Consider the following 18319-nt stretch of genomic DNA (forward strand, 5'->3'; position numbering starts at 1 on the left):
AGGGCAGGCAGGGCAGGCAGGGCAGGCAGGTCAGGGGTCGAGGCGGTGCGGTCCGGGCCCGACCGAAGCCATCTCGTCACCCGGGTTGTTGAGCGCGCACGTCTCCAGGCTGAGGCAGCCGCAGCCGATGCAGCCGTCGAGGCGGTCGCGGAGCAGTTCGATGCGCCGGATCTGTTCGTCGAGTCTCGCCCGCCAGGCCGAGGACAGTCTGGCCCAGTCGTGGGACGTCGGGGTGCGCGAGCCGGGCAGGGTGGCCAGGGCGTCCCGGATCTCCTCGAGTGACAGACCGACTCGTTGGGCTGCCCGGATGAAGGACACGCGCCGGATCGTGGGCCGGTCGTAGCGTCGCTGGTTGCCGGTCGTGCGGCCGGAGGAGATGAGCCCGAGGGCCTCCCAGTAGCGCAGCGCGGACGTCGCGACGCCGGTGCGCTCCGCGACCTGGCCGATGGTGAGCTGTGGGCTCATGTCAGCGGATCCTTGCCTCCGCCAACCGGTGGAGGATCTCGTCCACGGTCTCGTCCGGCGTCTGCTGCGAGCTGTCGAGCCAGAGGCCGATCTTCGGCGTCTCGGTCCGCACCTTGAGGTCGAAGTCGCGGATCGACCACAGGTCCCCGTAGCCCGTCTTGGTCCGTTCGGACTCGCGCCGCATCACCGTCGAGACGTCCGGCGCGAGCATGACGAGGCTCACCGGCTCGGTGAGCTGGGCCAGGAACGGCTCGAGGGTCGTCCCCACGAAGAGGTCCTGGACCACCACGGTGAACCCTGCGTCGACGTAGATGTTCGCCGTGTGCGCGGCGAGCCGGTGGCGCAGGGCGAGCTGTCGCTCGGCCTCGAGGTCGCCGTGGGGGCTGAGGTCGACGCGTCCGCGCACGACGACGCGCCGGAACTCGTCACCGCGCAGGTGCACGGCCCTGGTGAAGCGCTCGGCGAGCAGCTGGGAGACAGTCGACTTGCCAGCGGCCATGACGCCCGTCACGACGATGGTCTGCGGCGTGTCGACGGAGGCCGGGAGGGGGAGCCGATCCGTCACAGGGCACACCTTAGATCGAGCCGAGGCCACGTGGCGCGCTGGTTCACGAAAAGTTCAAGTTGCCTGCAAGATGAGTCCGGCTCGGTCAACCGTGGGCCTCGACCTCTTCCGGGGTGGCCCGGCGCACGACGACGCGGCTCCAGGCTCCGACGTAGAGTCGGTCGTCGTCATCCAGCTCGGTCCGCGGGCCGACGCTGATCGGGTCGTCGGGCAGCGGTCCGGACGCCGGCCCGACGAACGTCCCGTTGGAGCTGCCGAGGTCCTCGACGAACCACCGGGTGCCGTCGGTGCTGAGCTGGGCGTGCCGCCGACTGACCCCGGGGTCGGAGGAGAGGTCGATCTCGGGATGGGTGTTGCGGCTCTGGCTCACGCGTCCGAGCAGGACACTGCGCGAGCGGAGCGGCACGATCAGCGGCAGACCCGGCGAGGGACAGGGGTCCTCGACCTCCTGCGTCTGGTACCAGTCCGGGTCGACCCAGACCTCGGCGAGCCAGTCGAAGCCCTCGGGGGCCGGCACGTTCTGCACACTCGACGGGGTGGGGGCCGGCGCGTTCTGCACACTCGACGGGGTGGGGGCCGGCACGTTCTGCGCGCTCGAACGTGGCATCGCCCCGGTCGTGAAGTCGTAGCCGCACGCCTCGCAGAACAGCGCACCGGCAGGGTTCTGCGCCTGGCAGTTCGGGCACTCCAGCGACTCGGCACCCGCCACGGAGGACGTCTCAGCCGGAGCGGCTCCGGGCGCCGCCGTGGGAGCGGGCCCAGCGGCATACGGACCGGTGGGGCTCGCCGACCCGCTCACGGAGGCCGCGTCACCCGACCCGGCGCCCGCCTCGATCGGCGACCCGCACACGTCGCAGTAGTCGTCGGCCTGCGACGGGTGGCCGTTGGGGCACGTGACCGTCATCGGCGCACCCGGCTCGTCTTCGTCGAGGCCGTGTCGAGCGACATCTCGTCGAGCTTGGAGACGCTCTTCTTGAGCCGCACGGTGCCGGTGTCGGCGTCGTCGATCTCGACGACCTTCTTGAGACGGGTCGTCATCTCGTCGTTGCCGGTCTGGCCCGCGAGCTGGACCGCGCGACCGAGCTTGGCCGTGGCCACCTCGTCGTGGCCGGAGGCCTTGGCGGCGAGCCCCTCCTGGATGACCTGGGCGAGCTCGGCCTGGCCCGTGTAGGCGGCGACGGCCGGGTCGATGCGGGTCGTCAGGGCGTCGTCGTTGCTCCACCTGGCCTTGACCAGCCCCTGGCAGACGGGCTGGTCGCCGAGGCCGAGCGAGACCCGCGCCGCGAGCTGCTCCTGCCCGAGGGTGCGAGCGGGCAGCCGCACGGCGACGTGGTAGTCCCGGCTCTCGTCCGACCAGGCGCCCGTGGGGTAGGCACCGGTCAGCGGGTTGACCTGGGACCGGCGCCCGGTGAGGTCCTCGAGGGTCGGCGAGACCTGGCGCACGAAGAGCAGCTCGGCGCCCTGCGGCACCCAGACGCGCAGCTCGGCGCTGGCCACCCCCCGGGACATGGACGCGCGCATCATCGCCTGGAACTCGGCGGCCAGCTCCTCAGGCTCAGGCACGAGCCCGACGGTGCCGAGCAGGGCCGAGGCGATCGCGCGGACCTCCTCGACGCGCCACTGGTCCCCGACGCCGCGCGCGTCGCACTGGAAGACGCCGACGCACGACTGGACCGCGGCCTGCAGCGACGCGGGCGTCTCGCCCTCGTTGACGCCGTCGGTGAGGAGGATCGCGTGGCGCTTCTGGACGTGGGGGACGGTCTCGAAGATCTGCCGCGCGAGCGTGAGCCAGGTGCCCATCGCCGTGCCGCCCTGCGCCCGCAGGCCCTCGACGGCCCGGCGCGCCTCCGCCCGGGTGTGCGACGACATGACCGCGAGCGCCCCCTGGTGGGCGTAGGGGTAGACGATCTGCGCGGTGCCGTTGCCGGAGACGACGGCGAAGAGGGTGCCGTCGACGATCTCGTTGAGGGCGGCCTTGGCGGCGTGGCCCGCCTCCATGACGCCCCGTCGGCCCATCGAGCCGGAGGTGTCGATGAGGATGACCTCAGCGGCCGAGCCGGGGTCGACGACGCCCATCGACGTCGCGGCCGAGGCGCCACTCGAGGTGATGCGCACGATCGCGTGGACGTCGGTCCCGCCGTCGGGGAGGAACTCGTTCTGGAACACCTCGGCGGTGAAGTCAGCCATGGATGGGGTCACCTTCCTGTGGCGCGGCCTCCGCGCCGGTCGTCTCCTGAGATCCTTGCCCACCCAGTCGAGCGAGGGCAACCGTGATGTTGTCGCGTCCGCCCTGCTCGTTGGCGAAGTCGACGAGCGCCTGCGCCACGGCCGTCGGGGTCGGGTCGGGCCCGGCCTCGGTGACCATGTTGTGCACGAGGACCCGCATGTCGGCGGCGGCGGAGCAGTAGTTCCACAGTCCGTCGGAGCAGACGAGCAGCCACCCGGCGGTGGTGTCGTCGGCAGCGAGGGTCGTGAGGTGCGGGGTGAGGTCGTCCGGGGCGTCGGTGCCGAGCCAGCGGGTGATCGAGTGGGCGTGCGGGCCGTTCTCGGCGGCGTCGCGCGGGACGCCCGCCAGCATCTGCTCGTGGGCGTAGGAGTCGTCCCGGCCGAGCTGGCGCGGCGGGAGCTCCGGGCGGTCGGGCAGCCAGTAGACGCGGCTGTCGCCGACGTTGCCGGTCACGACGGCGCCGTCCTCGATGACGGCGGCCGCGATGGTGCACGACGGCGGGTTCTCCTGCTCCCCCTCGACCGCGGAGCGGACGGCGTCGTTCGCCGTGGCGACCGCAGTGGTCAGGGCCCGGGCGGCGGCCGCCTCCCACGCGTCGCGGGTCCCGGCTCCGCGCGGGAGTGGCTGGTCGAGGACGGCGCGGGCGGCACGGGCCGCCGCGAGGGAGGCGATGTGGGAGTCGGTGGCCATCGACACGCCGTCGCAGACGACGAGCACCGCGCGGCTGCCGGGGGCCTCGGTGGCGGTCAGCGCCATCGCGTCCTCGTTGCGGGCGTGCCGTCGGCCGATGTCGCACACCCCGCCGACCCACGGGGCCGGCGACTCGGCGAAGTGGTTGCGCGGGTCCGGCGGGGGTGACCCGCAGTGGTCGCAGTAGCCGTCGACGTAGTGGCCCTCCCCGCAGCTCTGGCAGGGCTGCGCCTCGGCGCCGGTGGGCTGGGCGGGCCCCGTCGCGGTGGAGGGGACGGGCCCGGTCCAACCGACGTCGAGGGGGGACTCCTCGCCCGTCGGTGCCGTCTGCGGGGTGGCTGGGGAGACCACGCCGCCGTATGCCGCTGGGCTCGCTCCCGCTCCCTGCTGCCCGGGTGCCAGGCCGGCTCCGCAGGCCTCGCAGAAGCTCGCGTCGGGGGGATTGGGGGTGCCACATGACGGGCAGGTGGGCTCCGGCCCGGTGGCCTGGGGGAACTGGGTCGCCTGCGGCAGGCGGGGCGGCGAGGCGTCGGTCACCAGAGGCTCCAAGGTCGGACGGTGTTGGCTTCGTCGACGAGCGCGACGCGCTCGGCGGTGTCAGGCGTGCGGCTGGCGAGCTCTCGGAGGGCCTGCTCCAGCCCGACCCTGAGGGCGGGCTCGGTCGCACGGTGGGTGCCCAGGTGCAGATCCGGCTGCGCGCCGGCTTCGCGCACCGAGGCGAGGGCCTCGCGGTAGATGTGGGTCGTCACCTCGGCCCGCCGCCGGGCCGTGAGCGAGGTGTCCGCCAAGGTGCGCAGGGCCTCGGCGAGGTCGGGCAGGCCCCGGTTCGCCCGGGCGAGCAGCTCCGCGAGCCCGGCCCGGGCGGTCCGGTAGGCGCTCGACTGGGTGGGGACGAGCCGGTAGGCCGCCACGGCGCCGTCGACGTCACCGCGGGCGGCGCGGATCCGGGCCAGCCCGAACGCGGCCATCGGCACGTAGGTGGAGTCCGTTCGGGCGCAGGCGACGTAGAGGTTCTCGGCGACGGCGTCGTCACCGGCCTTCTCGCTGGCGTGGGCGAGGGCCAGCTTGGGGGCGAGCTCGCCCGGGACCTGCCCGTAGACGGCGTTGAAGGCCGCCTGCGCGGAGGGGGCGTCGCCCCGCTCGAGTGCCGCCAGGCCCTGGATCCACACGGCGCGCCACTCCCACGGGTCGTTCGTGAGCAGCTCGGTGGCCGCCGCCTCGGCGAGGTCGCGCTCACCGACGCTGAGGGCCGTCCGGGCCAGGTCGAGGAGGACCTCCGCCGTCCGCGCCGGCGCGTCGCGGAGGATGTCGAGGCGCTGCTCCGGGCTCCCGCTGATCGTGTGCAGCCAGTTCGTCTGCGCGTCGTGGGGGTCGCGTCGGAGGGCCGGCAGGTTGCGCCAGTCGTCGGCCTCGTCGCCGGGCGTCGGGGCGTCGAAGAGGAGCGACCCGACGGTCGTCGTCGCTGCCCCCGAGCCCCGGTCGATGGCGACGACCTCGCGGAGCACGCCGACCATCTGTGAGCGCAGCTCGTCAGCCGACACGAACCGGTCGTCGCGGTTGGGGGCGCACGCCTTGGAGACGAGCCGGTAGAAGGAGTCGTACTTCTGGAAGACGGGGCTCGAGTCCTGTGGGGGCAGGACGTTGAGGTAGGTCGACTGGTAGCCGCGGAACTCCATCGTGAGCACGACGAGGGTGCGCCCGATGGTGTAGATGTCCGAGGCCACCGAGGTGCCCAGGTCGGCCACCTCCGGCGCCTGGTACCCGACGGTCCCGAAGATCGCCGAGTCCTCGTCGTCGACCCGCCGCACGCCGCCGAGGTCGATCAGCTTGACCTCGTCGCCGACCTGGATGATGTTGTCCGGCTTGAAGTCGCAGTAGACCAGGCCGAGGTCGTGGAGGTACTGGAAGGACGGGAGGATCTCGAGGATGTAGGCGAGGGCCTGGTCGACCGGCAGGGGATCGTAGAAGCCCGCGCGCTGCATCCGCTGCTTGAGGATCGACTTGAGCGACGTGCCGCCGACGTACTCCATGACGATGTAGCCCGCGTCGTCGTGGGTGACGAAGTTGTAGATCTCGACGATGTTCGGGTGGGACACCTGGGCGAGGAAGCGCTGCTCGGCGATGGCCGCGGCGAGCGCGTCGGGGTCGGCCGAGTTGAGCAGGCCCTTGAGGACGACCCATCGGTCGGAGACGTTCTTGTCCCGAGCGAGGTAGATCCACCCGAGGCCGCCGTGGGCCAGGCAGCCGGCGACCTCGTACTGGCCGGCGACGAGGTCACCGGACCGCAGCTTGGGGTCGAAGGAGAACGGGTGGCGGCAGTTGGCGCAGAAGCCGGTGGTGCGCCCGGGCTGGCCGTCACGCCCCCGGCCGACCGGCTCGCCGCACTTGGGGCAGAAGCGCTTCGCCTCGGGGACGACCGGGTCGGTGAGGAGTGCCTTCTCCGCGTCGATGGTCGGGGCGGGCCGCACCGTGGTGATGCCGCCGCCGAGGCGGGCGCTGCGGAGCCGCTGCGACCCGCTGGTGCGCCGGGTGACGGCCGAGCCGGTCTGTCGGGCGCGCTTCGAGCCGAGCGCTGCCGAGGCGAGCATGCTCGAGGCTGCGGACCGGGTGGAGAGCTCCGAGCCCATGCCGGCTGGTCGGGTCACGGCCGAGTCGACGACCTGGACGACCTCCGCCTGGTGTGCCGGGGTGCCGCAGACGTTGCAGTACCCGTCGTCGATCGCGCCGGTGCAGCCGGGCTGCGCGCACGGGGTGCCGTCGGGAACGGTGGCCAGCGCGGTGTCCAGGGATGTGTCCAGGGATGTGTCCGGGGATGTGGCCGGGGATGTGGCCGGGGAGGTGGCCGGGGGTGGCCCTGGGTCGGCGAGGGACCGACCGCCCGGGGCCGCGGGAGACGTGGGCGCCATGCCGCAGGTGTCGCAGTAGCCGTCGACGATCGTGCCCGCGCAGCCGGGCTGCGCGCACCGGAGCCCGGTGCTCGTGGGCGGGGTGCTCGTGGGCGGGGGGCTCGTGGTCACTGCTGGGCCCTTCCTGGTCGGGACGGCGGGCGGGTCACGGAGTCGACGTAGGACTGGAAGGCGGCCGCCAGGGCCCGGGCTCGTGTCGTCGGCATCGGGGTCCGGCCGAGCACCGCCTCGAGCCGGGACCGGATCGCCTCCAGGTCGTCCTGGACCTCGTCGTCGGGCGGGTGGGCCGCCAGTCGCGCCTCGAGCATCGCCCCGACCGCCCCGGCGAGGCCGATGATCTCGTCGCGCTCGGCGAGCGCGGCGGCATACGTCTCGTGGGCGAGGTCGAGCGCGCGGGCGACCCGGTCGAGGCGTTGGCGGTAGCCGGCGAGCCCGGCGGCCTCACCGGGCACCGGGCCCAGGGCGCGGACGTTGGGGATGGCGAGGTGCGGCGCCGGTGTCACCGCGGCGATGCAGCGGCGCTCGAGGGACCGGATCGCCTCGGCCCGCGCGTCCAGCTCCTCGACCTGCTGCCTCGTGTCGGCGCGGTCCTGCGCAGCGTTGGCTCGTTCGGCGGCGGCGACGATGAGGTCTCGCTCGAGCACCGCGAGGTCGATCTCGAGCGGACCGATGAGGCCGCCGACGTCGGCCCCACGCCGGGCCCGCTCGACGAGGTCGCCGACCCGGCGGTCGAGCCGCGCCAACCGCTCCGCGGCGTCGTCCCGATCGGGACCGGCGGGCACGAGGGGCACCTGGTCGCGGACCCGCTCGGCCCCGGCCCGCAGGACGGTGATCCGCTGGGTCGCCTCCGCGGCACCGGGCGCGAGCGACGCGCGCGCCTGGAGGGTCCGGGTGAGGGAGTCGAGCAGGCGACAGGCCTCGGGGAGGCTCACCGCGAGCGATCCGGTGGCCGGCAGCGACAGGTGCTCGGTCGTGTTGGAGTCGAGCCGCCCGTGGATGAGCGTCGAGAGTCGCTCGGCCTCCTTCGCCCCGACTCGGCCGCCGTCGAACGTGGTCTCGAGGAGCGTGAGCCGGTCGTTGATTGCCTTCCAGAAGGTCAGCGCGACGGTGAGGTCGGTGGTGATCGCCGTCTGCTCGGCCGATGAGAGCCGGAGGATCGCGGAGTCGACCTCGCTGAGGTCCGCGCGACGCTGGGCGACCCACTGACGCAGCGCGGTGAGGTAGGTCTGGGCCTCCGCTGCGGGGACGGGCACGCCGAGGCCCCCGGGAGCCGCCGGGGCAGCGCTGCCACCGGAACGCGTCCCCGCGGGGCCGGCTGACGGTGGTGTCCACTCGGGTGGCCGTGACGAGGGCGGTGGCGGGACGGCCCCGGACAGCGTCATGGGCGGGCTCTTCCGTGGACCCCGACCGGGGGAGCGGGTGCCGGGCCCAGCGTGTCGGCCAGCCACCGGTTGTAGGTCGCCTTCCACCGGCCGTCCGCCTTGAGGTCGGCGAGCACCCGGTTGACGTAGCGCACGAGGTAGACGTCGGCCTGGTTGAAGCCGAGGCCGTAGGGCTCGTCGGTGATGGCCGGCGCCGACGAGACCACGGTGTACGGGTCCTGCGCGGCGAGGCCGGCAAGGACCGTGTCGTCTCCGGTGATCGCGTCGGCCCGGCCCTGCTGGAAGAGGACGAGGCAACCGGTGTGGTCGGCGGCGGGCACGGCTTCCACGCCCTTGACGGAGCGCAGCTTCTCGAGTGTCGACGTCCCGCGGGGAGCGCAGACGCGCTTGCCCTTGAGGTCTTCGATCGTCGTGTCCGGCACCGCGCCGCTCGGGTCCTTGGCGACGAGCAGCTTCTGGCCGGAGTGGTAGTACTCGCTCGAGAAGGCGATCTGCTCCCACCGGGCGCAGGTCATCGTCATGTTGCGGGCGACCATGTCGACCTCCCGCTTCTCGAGGACCTCGATCCGGTCGGCCGCCGTGATGACCCGGAACCGGACCTTCGACGCACTGCCGAGCAGGCTCTGGGCGACGGCCCTCGCGATGTCGATGTCGAAGCCCTCGATGCGGTTCGTGAACGGGTCCCTGGCGCCGAAGAGGTACGTGTCGGCCGACACCCCGACGGTGAGGTGGCCCCGCTCGAGGATGGCTCGGACCGAGCCGTCGGTGATGCTGCTGGAGGCGGGGAGCGAGGGCAACGGGTCGTAGGACTGGGTGGCGTTGGTGCAGGCCACCGGGGTCCCGGTCGGCGCGGGGGGCGTGGACGTCGTCGCCGGGGCGGGGAGGGCCGTCTCCTCGTAGGTGACGCCGGTGCAGCCGGACAGCGCCAAGGCGGTCGCCACGACCAGGCCCGTCACGAGTCCGCGGCGGGAGCTCGTGCGGCGAGGGGGCCGGGGTGTCATCGGTACTCCTTGATCCGCTGGCCGACGCCTCGGACGATGAGCCACGAGGCGATGAGGGACACGAGCCCGACGAGAACGGCCCAGACGGTGCTGCCGCCACCGAGCGAGCCGAGCTGCTCGATCGCCGACCGGCTGGCGGCGTCGCGCTGCTCCGTCACCTGCTGGTCGAACGCCCTGAAGGGGGCCGTGGTTCCGGCGGCACCCGTGCTGGTGGCGAGCTCGACCGCCTGCTCCCACCGTCCGTCGTTGTCCACCCCCCGGATCTCGGCGTGGGCGAGCGCGTACTTCTGCCAGGCCGATGCGAGGCCCGGGGAGCCGTCGACCCGGTCGAGGGCGGCCCGGATCGTCGTGTCGTTGGCGAGCCAGGCCTGCTCGTAGCGGTCCCCGCCGCCCCGTTGGATGAGGGTGAGGCTCTCGTTGGCCCGGGCGTCGTTGGCGGCAGTCCGGATCTCGGCGAGGTCGACCGCCCGTCGGTAGTCGCCGGAAGCCACCTGCGATGCCGCCGTGCCGATGCCACCGATCGCCGAGGACGCGACGAAGAGCCCGACGACGAGGAGGACGACCCCGAGGGCGAAGGACGGGTTGACGTAGCGGTGGGTCCGACGGGCCAGCCACACGGCCACGAGGACGAGGACGACGAGGGCACCGACGCCGAGGTAGAGCTGGAGGCTCGAGTTGGTGCGCTCGAACTCGCTCTGGGCGCGGCCCTCGTTCGCCTGGACGAGCTGGACGACGACGGGGATGGCGGACGTGCGCAGGGAGGCGCTGGCCTCGGTGAGGTAGCGGGCGCCGACCGGCAGCCCGAGCCGGTTGTTGGAGCGGGCCTGCTCGACGAGCGCCGCATAGGTCTGGACGTGCTCGGCGAGGGCACCGAGGGCCGTGGCGTCCGCGGGCTGCGCGGCGGCTCCCGCGGCGACGGTCCGGATGACGCTGGCCATCGCCGCGTCGTACTGCGCTCGGCTCTCGGCGGTCTCGAGGCCCCCGACGAGGAAGGCGTTCGTCGCCAGGGCGTCGGCGCGGAGCAGGTCCACGTGGATCGACTGCATCCGGACGACCTGCTGGGTGTTGTTGGCGGCCCGCTCCGCCGCCGCCTCTGACGCGAGGACGGCGTTGGTCGCGGCCCCGCCGAGCAGGAGCGCGGCGAGGACGCCGACGACTCCCATGAGGCGCATCCGGCCGGGCGTCCCGCGGAGCAGCCCCTTGACCGCTGTCTGCAGCGTGGCGCCGGACCCCCGGATGGTCGCCGGCGGGGTCTGCACGATCGTCATCTGGGCTCCTCCATCGGCAGGTCCTCCTCCGAGCCTGCCGGAGGGCTGCCCGGCCGGCCATCGGGGTCGTCCCTGACCGGGACCTGAACGGCGTCCTCAGCAGCTTCGGGGGCCGCCGTCGGCGGAGTCGCCGGCGGCTCGTCGGGCTGCTCGACGACGTCGTCCTCGGTGAGGAGACGCAGGTCGTCGCGGGTCGGTTCCACGGCGTCCTGCAGCCGCCAGGCGTGGCGGCCGACGGCGTGCTCGAAGAGGTTCCGGACGAAACGTCCGTTGCCGAAGGCGGGGGTCCGCGCCGTCGCCTCCAAGGTGTGTCGGACCCGCCGTCGGGCCGCGTCGGTCAGCTCGTACTCCGACCTGTCGGCGATGGAGTCGAGGATCGCGAGCAGCTCGTCGTCCGTATAGTCGTCGAACTCGATCGTCGTCGTGAAGCGGCTCGCCAGGCCGGGGTTCTGCGCGATGAAGCGCACCATCGGCTCGGGGTAGCCGGCGACGATGACGACGAGGTCCTCGCGGTGGTCCTCCATCTCCTTGACGAGGGTGTTCACCGCCTCCTGGGCGAACTGGTCGCCGGTCAGCGCGTAGGCCTCGTCGATGAAGAGGACGCCGCCGACCGCCTTCGCGCAGACCTCCGCGGTCTTCATCGCGGTCTGCCCGACGTAGCCGGCGACGAGCTCCGAGCGGTCGACCTCGACGAGCTGCCCCTGGGGCAGGAGGCCGAGCGCGCGGTAGATGGCGCCGACGAGTCGAGCCACTGTCGTCTTGCCGGTGCCCGGGTTGCCGACGAAGACGAGGTGCCGGCTCATCCGGGCGGCCTTGAGCCCGGCGTCGACGCGCATCCGCTCCACCTTGAGCAGGGCGACCTGCCGGTGGATCTCCTTCTTGACACGCCCGAGACCGATCATGGCGTCGAGCTCGGCGAGCAGCTCCTCGACCGACTTCTCCGGCTCGGCGGGCTCCGCCGCCTCGGCTTCCGCAGCGGGTGCGGCGGAGTCGGCCGGCGCGCCGGCGGGATCGGGCCCGGGCCGTATGCCGCTGGGCTCGGACCCGCTCGGCGGCTCGCTCCCGACGGGGCGGGGCACCGGCTGGTACCCCCACTGGCGCAGCACCGCATCGGTCCCGACCCCTGGCGGCAGCGGCGGGAGCCCGTGGCCTCCGGGGCGTGCGGACGGGCTCGCGGACGGGCTCGCGGACGGGCCGGCGGACGCGATGGTGGACGCGCTGGTGGACGCGCTGGTGGCGGCGGCGAGGTAGGTGGCGCTCGCGGCCGTCGCATTGGCAATGACCCAGATCGGCGCGGTGCCGAGCATGACGGCGTCGGAGGCGATCTCGGTCAGGGCCTCGGCGTACTCGCCGGCCAGGGGGTGGCGGGCGCCGGAGAGCGCCACGAGGAGGTCGGTCGGGTGCTGCCGCCACCGGCGCCCCCTCGAGGCTGCCGCGAAGAAGGCCTCGTTGATCGCGGCGGTGTCGGTGACAGCGGGCAGGGCCACGGCCGCCCACTCCCGCGCGGCCCCGGGAACCGACTCTGCGAGGGCGGCCGCGACGCGCAGGCCCTCGTCGCGGGCGGCGCCGGCGTCGATGCCTGCGAGCCGGGCGACGTCGACGAGCGCGTCGAGACTGTCGGCCAGCGCTGTCTCAGCAGTGGTCATGGTGTGGGCCCCCTGCGGGTCGGTCGGTCGGCGCCGGGTCGGTCGGGGCCGTCACTCGGGTGGTTCCAGCGTCGGGTGCTCCGTACCGTCGATCGAAAGAGCACTTCGTCCCCCTCCCGCCCCCGGGGGACGAGGTGCGGTCTCGGGAGGAACTGCTCTCTCGATGGGGGTGAGGCCGAGCGAACCACCGGCTGCTGCGTGGCCGAACTTCTCCTCGAGGAAGGCGCCGTGGACGATGACCGCCTCGGCGTCCGAGCGGTTGATGGCATCGGCCACCTGGTCCATCGTCGCGCCGAGCAGGTCGAGCTGGTCGACGAGCAGCATGACCGAGCTCTTGCCCGCCGCGATGGGCCGCGTGTCGGCCCAGTCCCGGGGCAGGCGCAGGTAGTTCCCGATGGCGACGGGCAGGTAGTCGGTCGCCGTGGCCATGACGCTGTAGCCCTGGGCGCTGCCGATGCCGAGCCGCTCGAGCCGGGGGATCGACTCGCGGACGACGCGAGTCACCCGCAGCAGCCGGGAGAGGACGACGCCGGGGACCCGGCCCTCCCTCGCCTGGATCTCGACGGCGTCGAGGGCAGCGAGCAGCTGCTCGGTCGTCGGCGGTCCGGGCGGTCCAGACGTGGGCGAGTCCGATGCCTCGGGCCGGTCGAACCCGAACCACAATCGGATCCCCACGTCTCACGTCCCCTTCGTCGGCGGCCTCGTCCCGCTCATCCTGCCCGCCCCGTCAAGAGCCCGGACCATCGCGTGCGCGGGCCGTTCAGATGCCGGGGCCGAGGTCGAGGGCCCCCGGAGCGGCCCCCGCTGCGCGGCGCGCGTCCTGGGCCGAGACGCGCTCGAGGTAGCTGCGCGACTTGGCCACCTCGGTCTCGAGGGAGCCGATCGTCGCGGCCATGTTGTCCAGGGCTCGCACCTTGAACTGGTCGATGCTGTCCATCGTGTCGTAGATGTTGGCGAACGCCTTCTGCAGCGACTCGATGCTCAGCGTGGAGCTCGCGGACTGCTCCTGGATCCGGGCCGAGTTGGTCTTGAGCAGCTCGGAGGTCCGCTCGATCAGCCCGGAGGTGGTCGCGTTGAGCGCGGTGATCTGGTCGAGGACGAGCTGCTGGTTGTTCAGCGCCTGGGCGACGATGACGGCGGTGCGCAGCGCCGACACAGTCGTCGTCGTCGCCCGGTCGACGCCCTTGATGAGCTCGATGTTGTTCTTGATGATGATGTCGATCGCGAGGTAGTTCTGGATCGACACCGCGAGCTGGGTCAGCAGGTCCTGGTGCTTCTGGCGCACATAGAACAGGACGTCCTCGCGCAGCGCCTTGGCCTTCTCCGGGTCGGTCGTCTCGAGGGTTGCGACCTGGGCGGCGAGCCGGGAGTCGAGTCGCTCGGCGACGTAGACGTACTGGTTGAGCCGGCCCATCGAGTCCCAGAGCGACTTCTTCTCGAGGTTGAGGGCGACGTTGTCCTTCTGCAGCTCGTCCTGCCCCGACTGGAGCGAGTGGAGGATGCCGTTGAGGTGCGACTGGGCGGACTGGTACTTGCGGAAGTAGTCGGTGATCCGGTCGCCGAACGGGATCATCCCGAGGAGCTTCTTCGTCCCGGTGGCCTGCGACGGGTCGAGGTCCTCGACGGTGCGCCGCAGGTCGAGGAGGGTCTGGCCGACCTTCGAGCCCTGCGACAGCGAGCCTTCGTTGAGCGCCTTGACCGGCATCTGGAGCATCCGGTTGGACGACTCCGCCGCGAACCGGATCTCGTCGGTGCCCATGGTGCGCACGTCCGCCGCGCGGGCCTCCCACTCGGGCGACTTCGTGGCGGCCTTGAGCAGCGAGTCGAGGTAGGTGTCGACCTTGGCCTCGAGCCCGGGCAGTGCGGCCTCGGGAACCGCGGGGGCCATCCTCGGTGCCGACGTCTCCGCGACGGCGGTCACCGCGGGCGGCGGGGTCAGGGTCAGGTGGGTCTCCGACACCGGGGGCTCGAGCGGCGCCGGGGCCGCCTGGGCTGCGGCGGGGGCCTGCTGGGCAGCGGGCTGGTCACTCATCGTCGAACGGGTCCTTCCCCTATGTCCCGGCCACGGAGAGACGAGGCCGGTGTCCCATGAGCCCGCTCAGCGGCATACGGCTGGACGGGCGTTAGCCACTCTACGTGGCGCCCGTCTGGGACGGACCAGGGCTTTCCCCGGTTCCCGTGCGCCGACCTCGGTCACCGGTTGGGCACGGGGGCGGCCGCAGCGCTGGAGTCAGGGGAGGTTCCGCGCTGCGGCCGCGTGCGTGGGGCGCCCACACTCCGTCAACGAGGGGGTGCGGGTCGGGGTTCCCGGTCTCAGTTGAACTGCCAGGACCGCTTCGACAGGCCGAACCAGAAGCCCTCGATGACGCTCTGGTTGTCGAGGCTGCCCGACTCGTAGGCGGCGCCGAGCGTCACGAAGAGCGGCGCGAAGTGCTCGGTGCGGGGGTGGGCCTCGCGAGCCGCCGGGGCCTTGGCGAGGAAGTCGAGGATGCTGTCGATGTCCTTGGCCTGCATCGTCTCCTGAGCCCAGTGGTCGAACTCCGCGCTCGCCATCGGGGGAGCCGCGTCGGCGCCGGCGCGGGGGTTGAACCAGCGCAGGTTGTGCGTCGTGAAGCCGGACCCGACGATGAGCGTGCCCTGCTCACGGAGCGGCGCGAGCTTGCGGCCGATCTCGAAGAGGCCGCGGGGGTCGAGCGTCGGCATCGACATCTGCAGCACCGGGACGTCCGCCTCGGGGAACATCTCCTTGAGGGGGACGTAGGCGCCGTGGTCGAGCCCGCGGGACTCGTCGCGGTGGACCGTCGTCGAGCTGGCCTGTCCCGGCGCGGTGAGCAGCCGGGTGACGTCGTCCGCGAGGTCGGGCGCGGCGGGCGCGTCGTAGGTGACCTCGTAGTACTTCTGCGGGAAGCCCCAGAAGTCGTAGACGAGCGGCGCGCCGGTCGTGGAGCCGAGGGTCGTCGGGGCGTCCTCCCAGTGGGCGGAGACCATGAGGACGTTCTTCGGCTTCTCGATCTGCCCGGACCAGTCCGCGAGCTCGCGGGTCCAGCGGGCGTCGTCGGCGAGCGGCGGCGCGCCGTGGCTGAGGTAGATGAGGGGGGCAGTCATGGTGGCTCCTCCGAGGTAGTTGACTAGTAAACTATCACCTCCAACGCCGGGATGCACCCCGTTGTTCCGTGGCGACCACGCTGTGCCCCGCTTTGACAGGGGCTGTTACGGTCGGGGCGCGTCCACGACCACGCAGCGACGAATCCGCTGCCGTTGGATCTGCAGGAAGACACAGGTGAAGCATGGCCGCAGGAAAGGGCCGCAAGCTCGTCATCGTCGAGTCCCCGGGCAAGGTGAAGTCGATCGCCTCCTATCTCGGTGGGGACTACGAGGTCGAGGCGTCGATCGGGCACATCAGGGACCTGCCCAACCCCTCCGAGCTCCCGGCCGAGATGAAGAAGGGCCCCTTCGGCAAGTTCGCCGTCGACGTCGACCACGGCTTCGAGCCGTACTACGTCGTCGACGCGGACAAGCGCAAGAAGGTCGCCGAGCTCAAGCGGAAGCTCAAGGACGCGAGCGAGCTCTACCTCGCAACGGATGAGGACCGCGAGGGAGAGGCCATCGCCTGGCACCTGCTCGAGGCGCTCAAGCCGCGGGTCCCCGTCAAGCGCATGGTCTTCCACGAGATCACCCGAGAGGCGATCCAGCGCGCCGTCAACGACACCCGCGAGATCGACCAGGACCTCGTCGACGCGCAGGAGACCCGGCGCATCCTCGACCGGCTCTACGGCTACGAGGTCAGCCCGGTGCTCTGGCGCAAGGTGCGTCAGGGGCTCTCGGCGGGCCGGGTCCAGTCCGTCGCGACCCGGATGGTCGTCGAGCGCGAGCGCGAGCGGATGGCCTTCGTCCGGGCGTCCTACTGGGATGTCGAGGGCGACTTCACCCCGGACGGCGCGACGCAGCAGTTCACCGCCCGGCTCTCCGGGGTGGACGGGGCGCGGGTGGCGACCGGGCGCGACTTCGCCGACGACGGGCGCCTGACGGGCCGCAACGTCGTCCACGTCGACGAGGCGCTCGCCCGGCGGATCGCCGAGGCCTGCCTCTCCGTCGGCCAGGGCGCCACCCGCGTCACCGACGTCCAGGAGAAGCCCTACACGCGTCGCCCCTCCGCACCATTCACGACCTCGACGCTCCAGCAGGAGGCGTCCCGCAAGCTGCGGATGAGCTCGAAGAACTCGATGCGCGTCGCGCAGCGCCTCTACGAGGGCGGCTTCATCACCTACATGCGGACCGACTCGACGACGCTGTCCGACGCGGCGCTCACCGCGGCCCGCAGCCAGGCTCGGGACCTCTACGGCGCCGAGTACGTCCCCGACGCGCCCCGCCGCTACGAGAAGAAGGTCAAGAACGCGCAGGAGGCGCACGAGGCGATCCGGCCGGCCGGGGACCGCTTCCGCACCCCCGCGATGGTCGCCGGGCAGCTCCGCGGGGAGGACTACGCCCTCTACGAGCTGATCTGGAAGCGCACCGTCGCCTCGCAGATGGCCGATGCCCGCGGCTCGACCGCCACGGTCAAGCTCTCCGTCGACACGGCCGTCGAGTCGGCCCGGCAGGTCGAGTTCAGCGCGAGCGGCACGGTGATCACCTTCAAGGGGTTCCTCGCGGCCTACGAGGAGGGGCGCGATGACGAGGCCCTGGCCCGCGCCGACGCCGCCGCCGAGGAGCGCCGGCTGCCCAGGCTGTCGAGCGGGGTCGCCCTCCAGGTCGTCCGCGCCGAGGCCGACGGGCACGAGACCGCCCCGCCCGCGCGCTACACCGAGGCCACCCTGGTCAAGGCGATGGAGGAGAAGGGCATCGGCCGTCCCTCCACCTACGCCTCGACGATCGGCACGATCCAGGACCGCGGCTACGTCTACAGCAAGGGTCAGGCCCTCGTCCCGACCTGGCTCGCCTTCGCCGTGACCCGCCTGCTCGAGGAGCACTTCAGCGAGCTCGTCGACTACGAGTTCACCGCCTCCATGGAGGAGGACCTCGACCGGATCGCCGGCGGAGAGCTGGCCCGGGTCGACTGGCTCAAGCGGTTCTACTTCGGCGACGAGGCCTCGACCGCCGAGGGCCTCAAGGAGCTCGTCGACGACCTCGGTGAGATCGACGCCCGCGAGATCAGCACGATCCCGCTCGGCGACGGGATGGTGGTGCGGGTCGGCCGCTACGGCCCCTACGTCGAGGAGACCGCCCCGCATGGCGTCGACCTCGAGACCGGTGAGCTGGCCGCCGGAACCGACGCCGCCGAGGTCCCGACCACCCCGCGGCGGGCGACCATCAACGACGACATCCCCCCGGACGAGATGACCCCGGCCAGGGCGCGCGAGCTGCTCGAGGCCGCCGCGGACGACGGCAAGGTGCTCGGCCGCGACCCGGAGACCGGCCGAGAGATCATCGCCAGGGCCGGACGCTACGGCCCCTACGTCACCGAGGTGCTCCCCGAGCCCGAGCCGGAGCTGACGGCGAGCGGCAAGCCGAAGAAGGTCGCCAAGGCCAAGCCGCGGACCGCGTCGCTCTTCAAGGACATGGACCTCGGGACGATCGACCTCGAGACCGCGCTCCAGCTGCTCAGCCTGCCGCGGGTCGTCGGCACCGACGCGGACGGCGTCGAGATCACCGCGCAGAACGGCCGCTACGGCCCCTACCTCAAGAAGGGCACCGACTCGCGGTCGCTCCAGTCCGAGCAGCAGCTCTTCGACATCACGCTCGACCAGGCCCTGGCCATCTACGCGCAGCCCAAGCAGCGCGGGCGCGGCGCGGCGACCGCCCCGCTCAAGGAGCTCGGCGAGGACCCGGTGAGCGGCAAGCCCGTCGTCGTCAAGGACGGGCGGTTCGGCGCCTACGTCACCGACGGTGAGACCAACGCGACCCTCCGCAAGGACGACGACCCGGCGACCATCACCCCTGAGCGCGGCTTCGAGCTGCTCGCCGAGAAGCGCGCCAAGGGTCCGACGACCCGCAAGCGCGCGACGAAGAAGACCGCGAAGAGGGCCACCAAGAAGGCGCCCGCGAAGCGGGCCACCAAGAAGGCCACCACGAAGAAGGCCTGACCTCCGAGCGCGACCGGGCTCAGCGGCATACGGCGTGGTCCGTATGCCGCTGAGCCGGCTTCCGGGGTCCGCGCCGGTCGCGCTGGGGC

The 18319-nt window shown here is 72.5% G+C and carries 14 protein-coding genes; 1 reads left to right on the top strand and 13 read right to left on the bottom strand.

The window, feature by feature from the left end; translation table 11 throughout:
• Positions 1 to 30: 30 nt before the first annotated feature.
• From soxR to INTCA_RS02790, 13 genes are all read right to left on the bottom strand, one after another.
• A complete protein-coding gene (gene soxR / locus INTCA_RS02730; protein WP_013491406.1) occupies positions 31 to 465 on the bottom strand; it encodes a redox-sensitive transcriptional activator SoxR in 435 nt (144 codons plus the stop codon).
• Position 466: 1 nt separating this feature from the next.
• Positions 467 to 1030, bottom strand: a complete 564-nt coding sequence (locus INTCA_RS02735; RefSeq protein WP_013491407.1) for an AAA family ATPase — start codon at positions 1028 to 1030, stop codon at positions 467 to 469.
• A gap of 85 nt (positions 1031 to 1115) precedes the next feature.
• Positions 1116 to 1934 (bottom strand): FHA domain-containing protein, encoded by an 819-nt coding sequence (locus INTCA_RS02740; protein ID WP_013491408.1) that lies wholly within the window; start codon positions 1932 to 1934, stop codon positions 1116 to 1118.
• Positions 1931 to 3217, bottom strand: coding sequence for a VWA domain-containing protein (locus INTCA_RS02745; protein WP_013491409.1), 1287 nt, complete (start codon positions 3215 to 3217; stop codon positions 1931 to 1933). Before INTCA_RS02745 ends, INTCA_RS02740 begins: the two co-directional genes overlap by 4 nt.
• A complete protein-coding gene (locus INTCA_RS02750; protein WP_013491410.1) occupies positions 3210 to 4484 on the bottom strand; it encodes a protein phosphatase 2C domain-containing protein in 1275 nt (424 codons plus the stop codon). Before INTCA_RS02750 ends, INTCA_RS02745 begins: the two co-directional genes overlap by 8 nt.
• Positions 4481 to 6964: a serine/threonine-protein kinase gene (locus tag INTCA_RS02755; protein WP_013491411.1), complete on the bottom strand. Its 2484-nt coding sequence runs from the start codon at positions 6962 to 6964 to the stop codon at positions 4481 to 4483. The genes INTCA_RS02750 and INTCA_RS02755 overlap by 4 nt, the downstream gene beginning before the upstream one ends.
• Positions 6961 to 8106: a hypothetical protein gene (locus tag INTCA_RS02760; protein WP_148236459.1), complete on the bottom strand. Its 1146-nt coding sequence runs from the start codon at positions 8104 to 8106 to the stop codon at positions 6961 to 6963. Before INTCA_RS02760 ends, INTCA_RS02755 begins: the two co-directional genes overlap by 4 nt.
• Before the next feature lie 125 nt (positions 8107 to 8231).
• Positions 8232 to 9236: a glutamate ABC transporter substrate-binding protein gene (locus INTCA_RS02765; protein ID WP_013491413.1), complete on the bottom strand. Its 1005-nt coding sequence runs from the start codon at positions 9234 to 9236 to the stop codon at positions 8232 to 8234.
• Positions 9233 to 10504: a hypothetical protein gene (locus INTCA_RS02770; protein ID WP_013491414.1), complete on the bottom strand. Its 1272-nt coding sequence runs from the start codon at positions 10502 to 10504 to the stop codon at positions 9233 to 9235. Before INTCA_RS02770 ends, INTCA_RS02765 begins: the two co-directional genes overlap by 4 nt.
• Entirely contained in the window at positions 10501 to 12150 is a 1650-nt protein-coding gene (locus tag INTCA_RS02775) for an AAA family ATPase (protein WP_013491415.1), read from the bottom strand. The genes INTCA_RS02770 and INTCA_RS02775 overlap by 4 nt, the downstream gene beginning before the upstream one ends.
• 51 nt (positions 12151 to 12201) lie before the next feature.
• Positions 12202 to 12825, bottom strand: coding sequence for a hypothetical protein (locus tag INTCA_RS02780; protein ID WP_013491416.1), 624 nt, complete (start codon positions 12823 to 12825; stop codon positions 12202 to 12204).
• A gap of 85 nt (positions 12826 to 12910) precedes the next feature.
• Positions 12911 to 14182 carry a toxic anion resistance protein gene (locus tag INTCA_RS02785; protein ID WP_013491417.1) on the bottom strand — a complete coding sequence of 424 codons (1272 nt, stop codon included), beginning with the start codon at positions 14180 to 14182 and terminating at the stop codon, positions 12911 to 12913.
• 281 nt (positions 14183 to 14463) lie between these two features.
• Entirely contained in the window at positions 14464 to 15255 is a 792-nt protein-coding gene (locus tag INTCA_RS02790; protein WP_013491418.1) for a dioxygenase family protein, read from the bottom strand.
• A gap of 182 nt (positions 15256 to 15437) precedes the next feature.
• Between INTCA_RS02790 and topA the strand changes: the two genes are divergently transcribed.
• A complete protein-coding gene (gene topA, locus INTCA_RS02795; protein ID WP_013491419.1) occupies positions 15438 to 18230 on the top strand; it encodes a type I DNA topoisomerase in 2793 nt (930 codons plus the stop codon).
• Positions 18231 to 18319 lie beyond the last annotated feature (89 nt).

The sequence above is a fragment of the Intrasporangium calvum DSM 43043 genome, assembly GCF_000184685.1.
Lineage (GTDB): Bacteria > Actinomycetota > Actinomycetes > Actinomycetales > Dermatophilaceae > Intrasporangium > Intrasporangium calvum.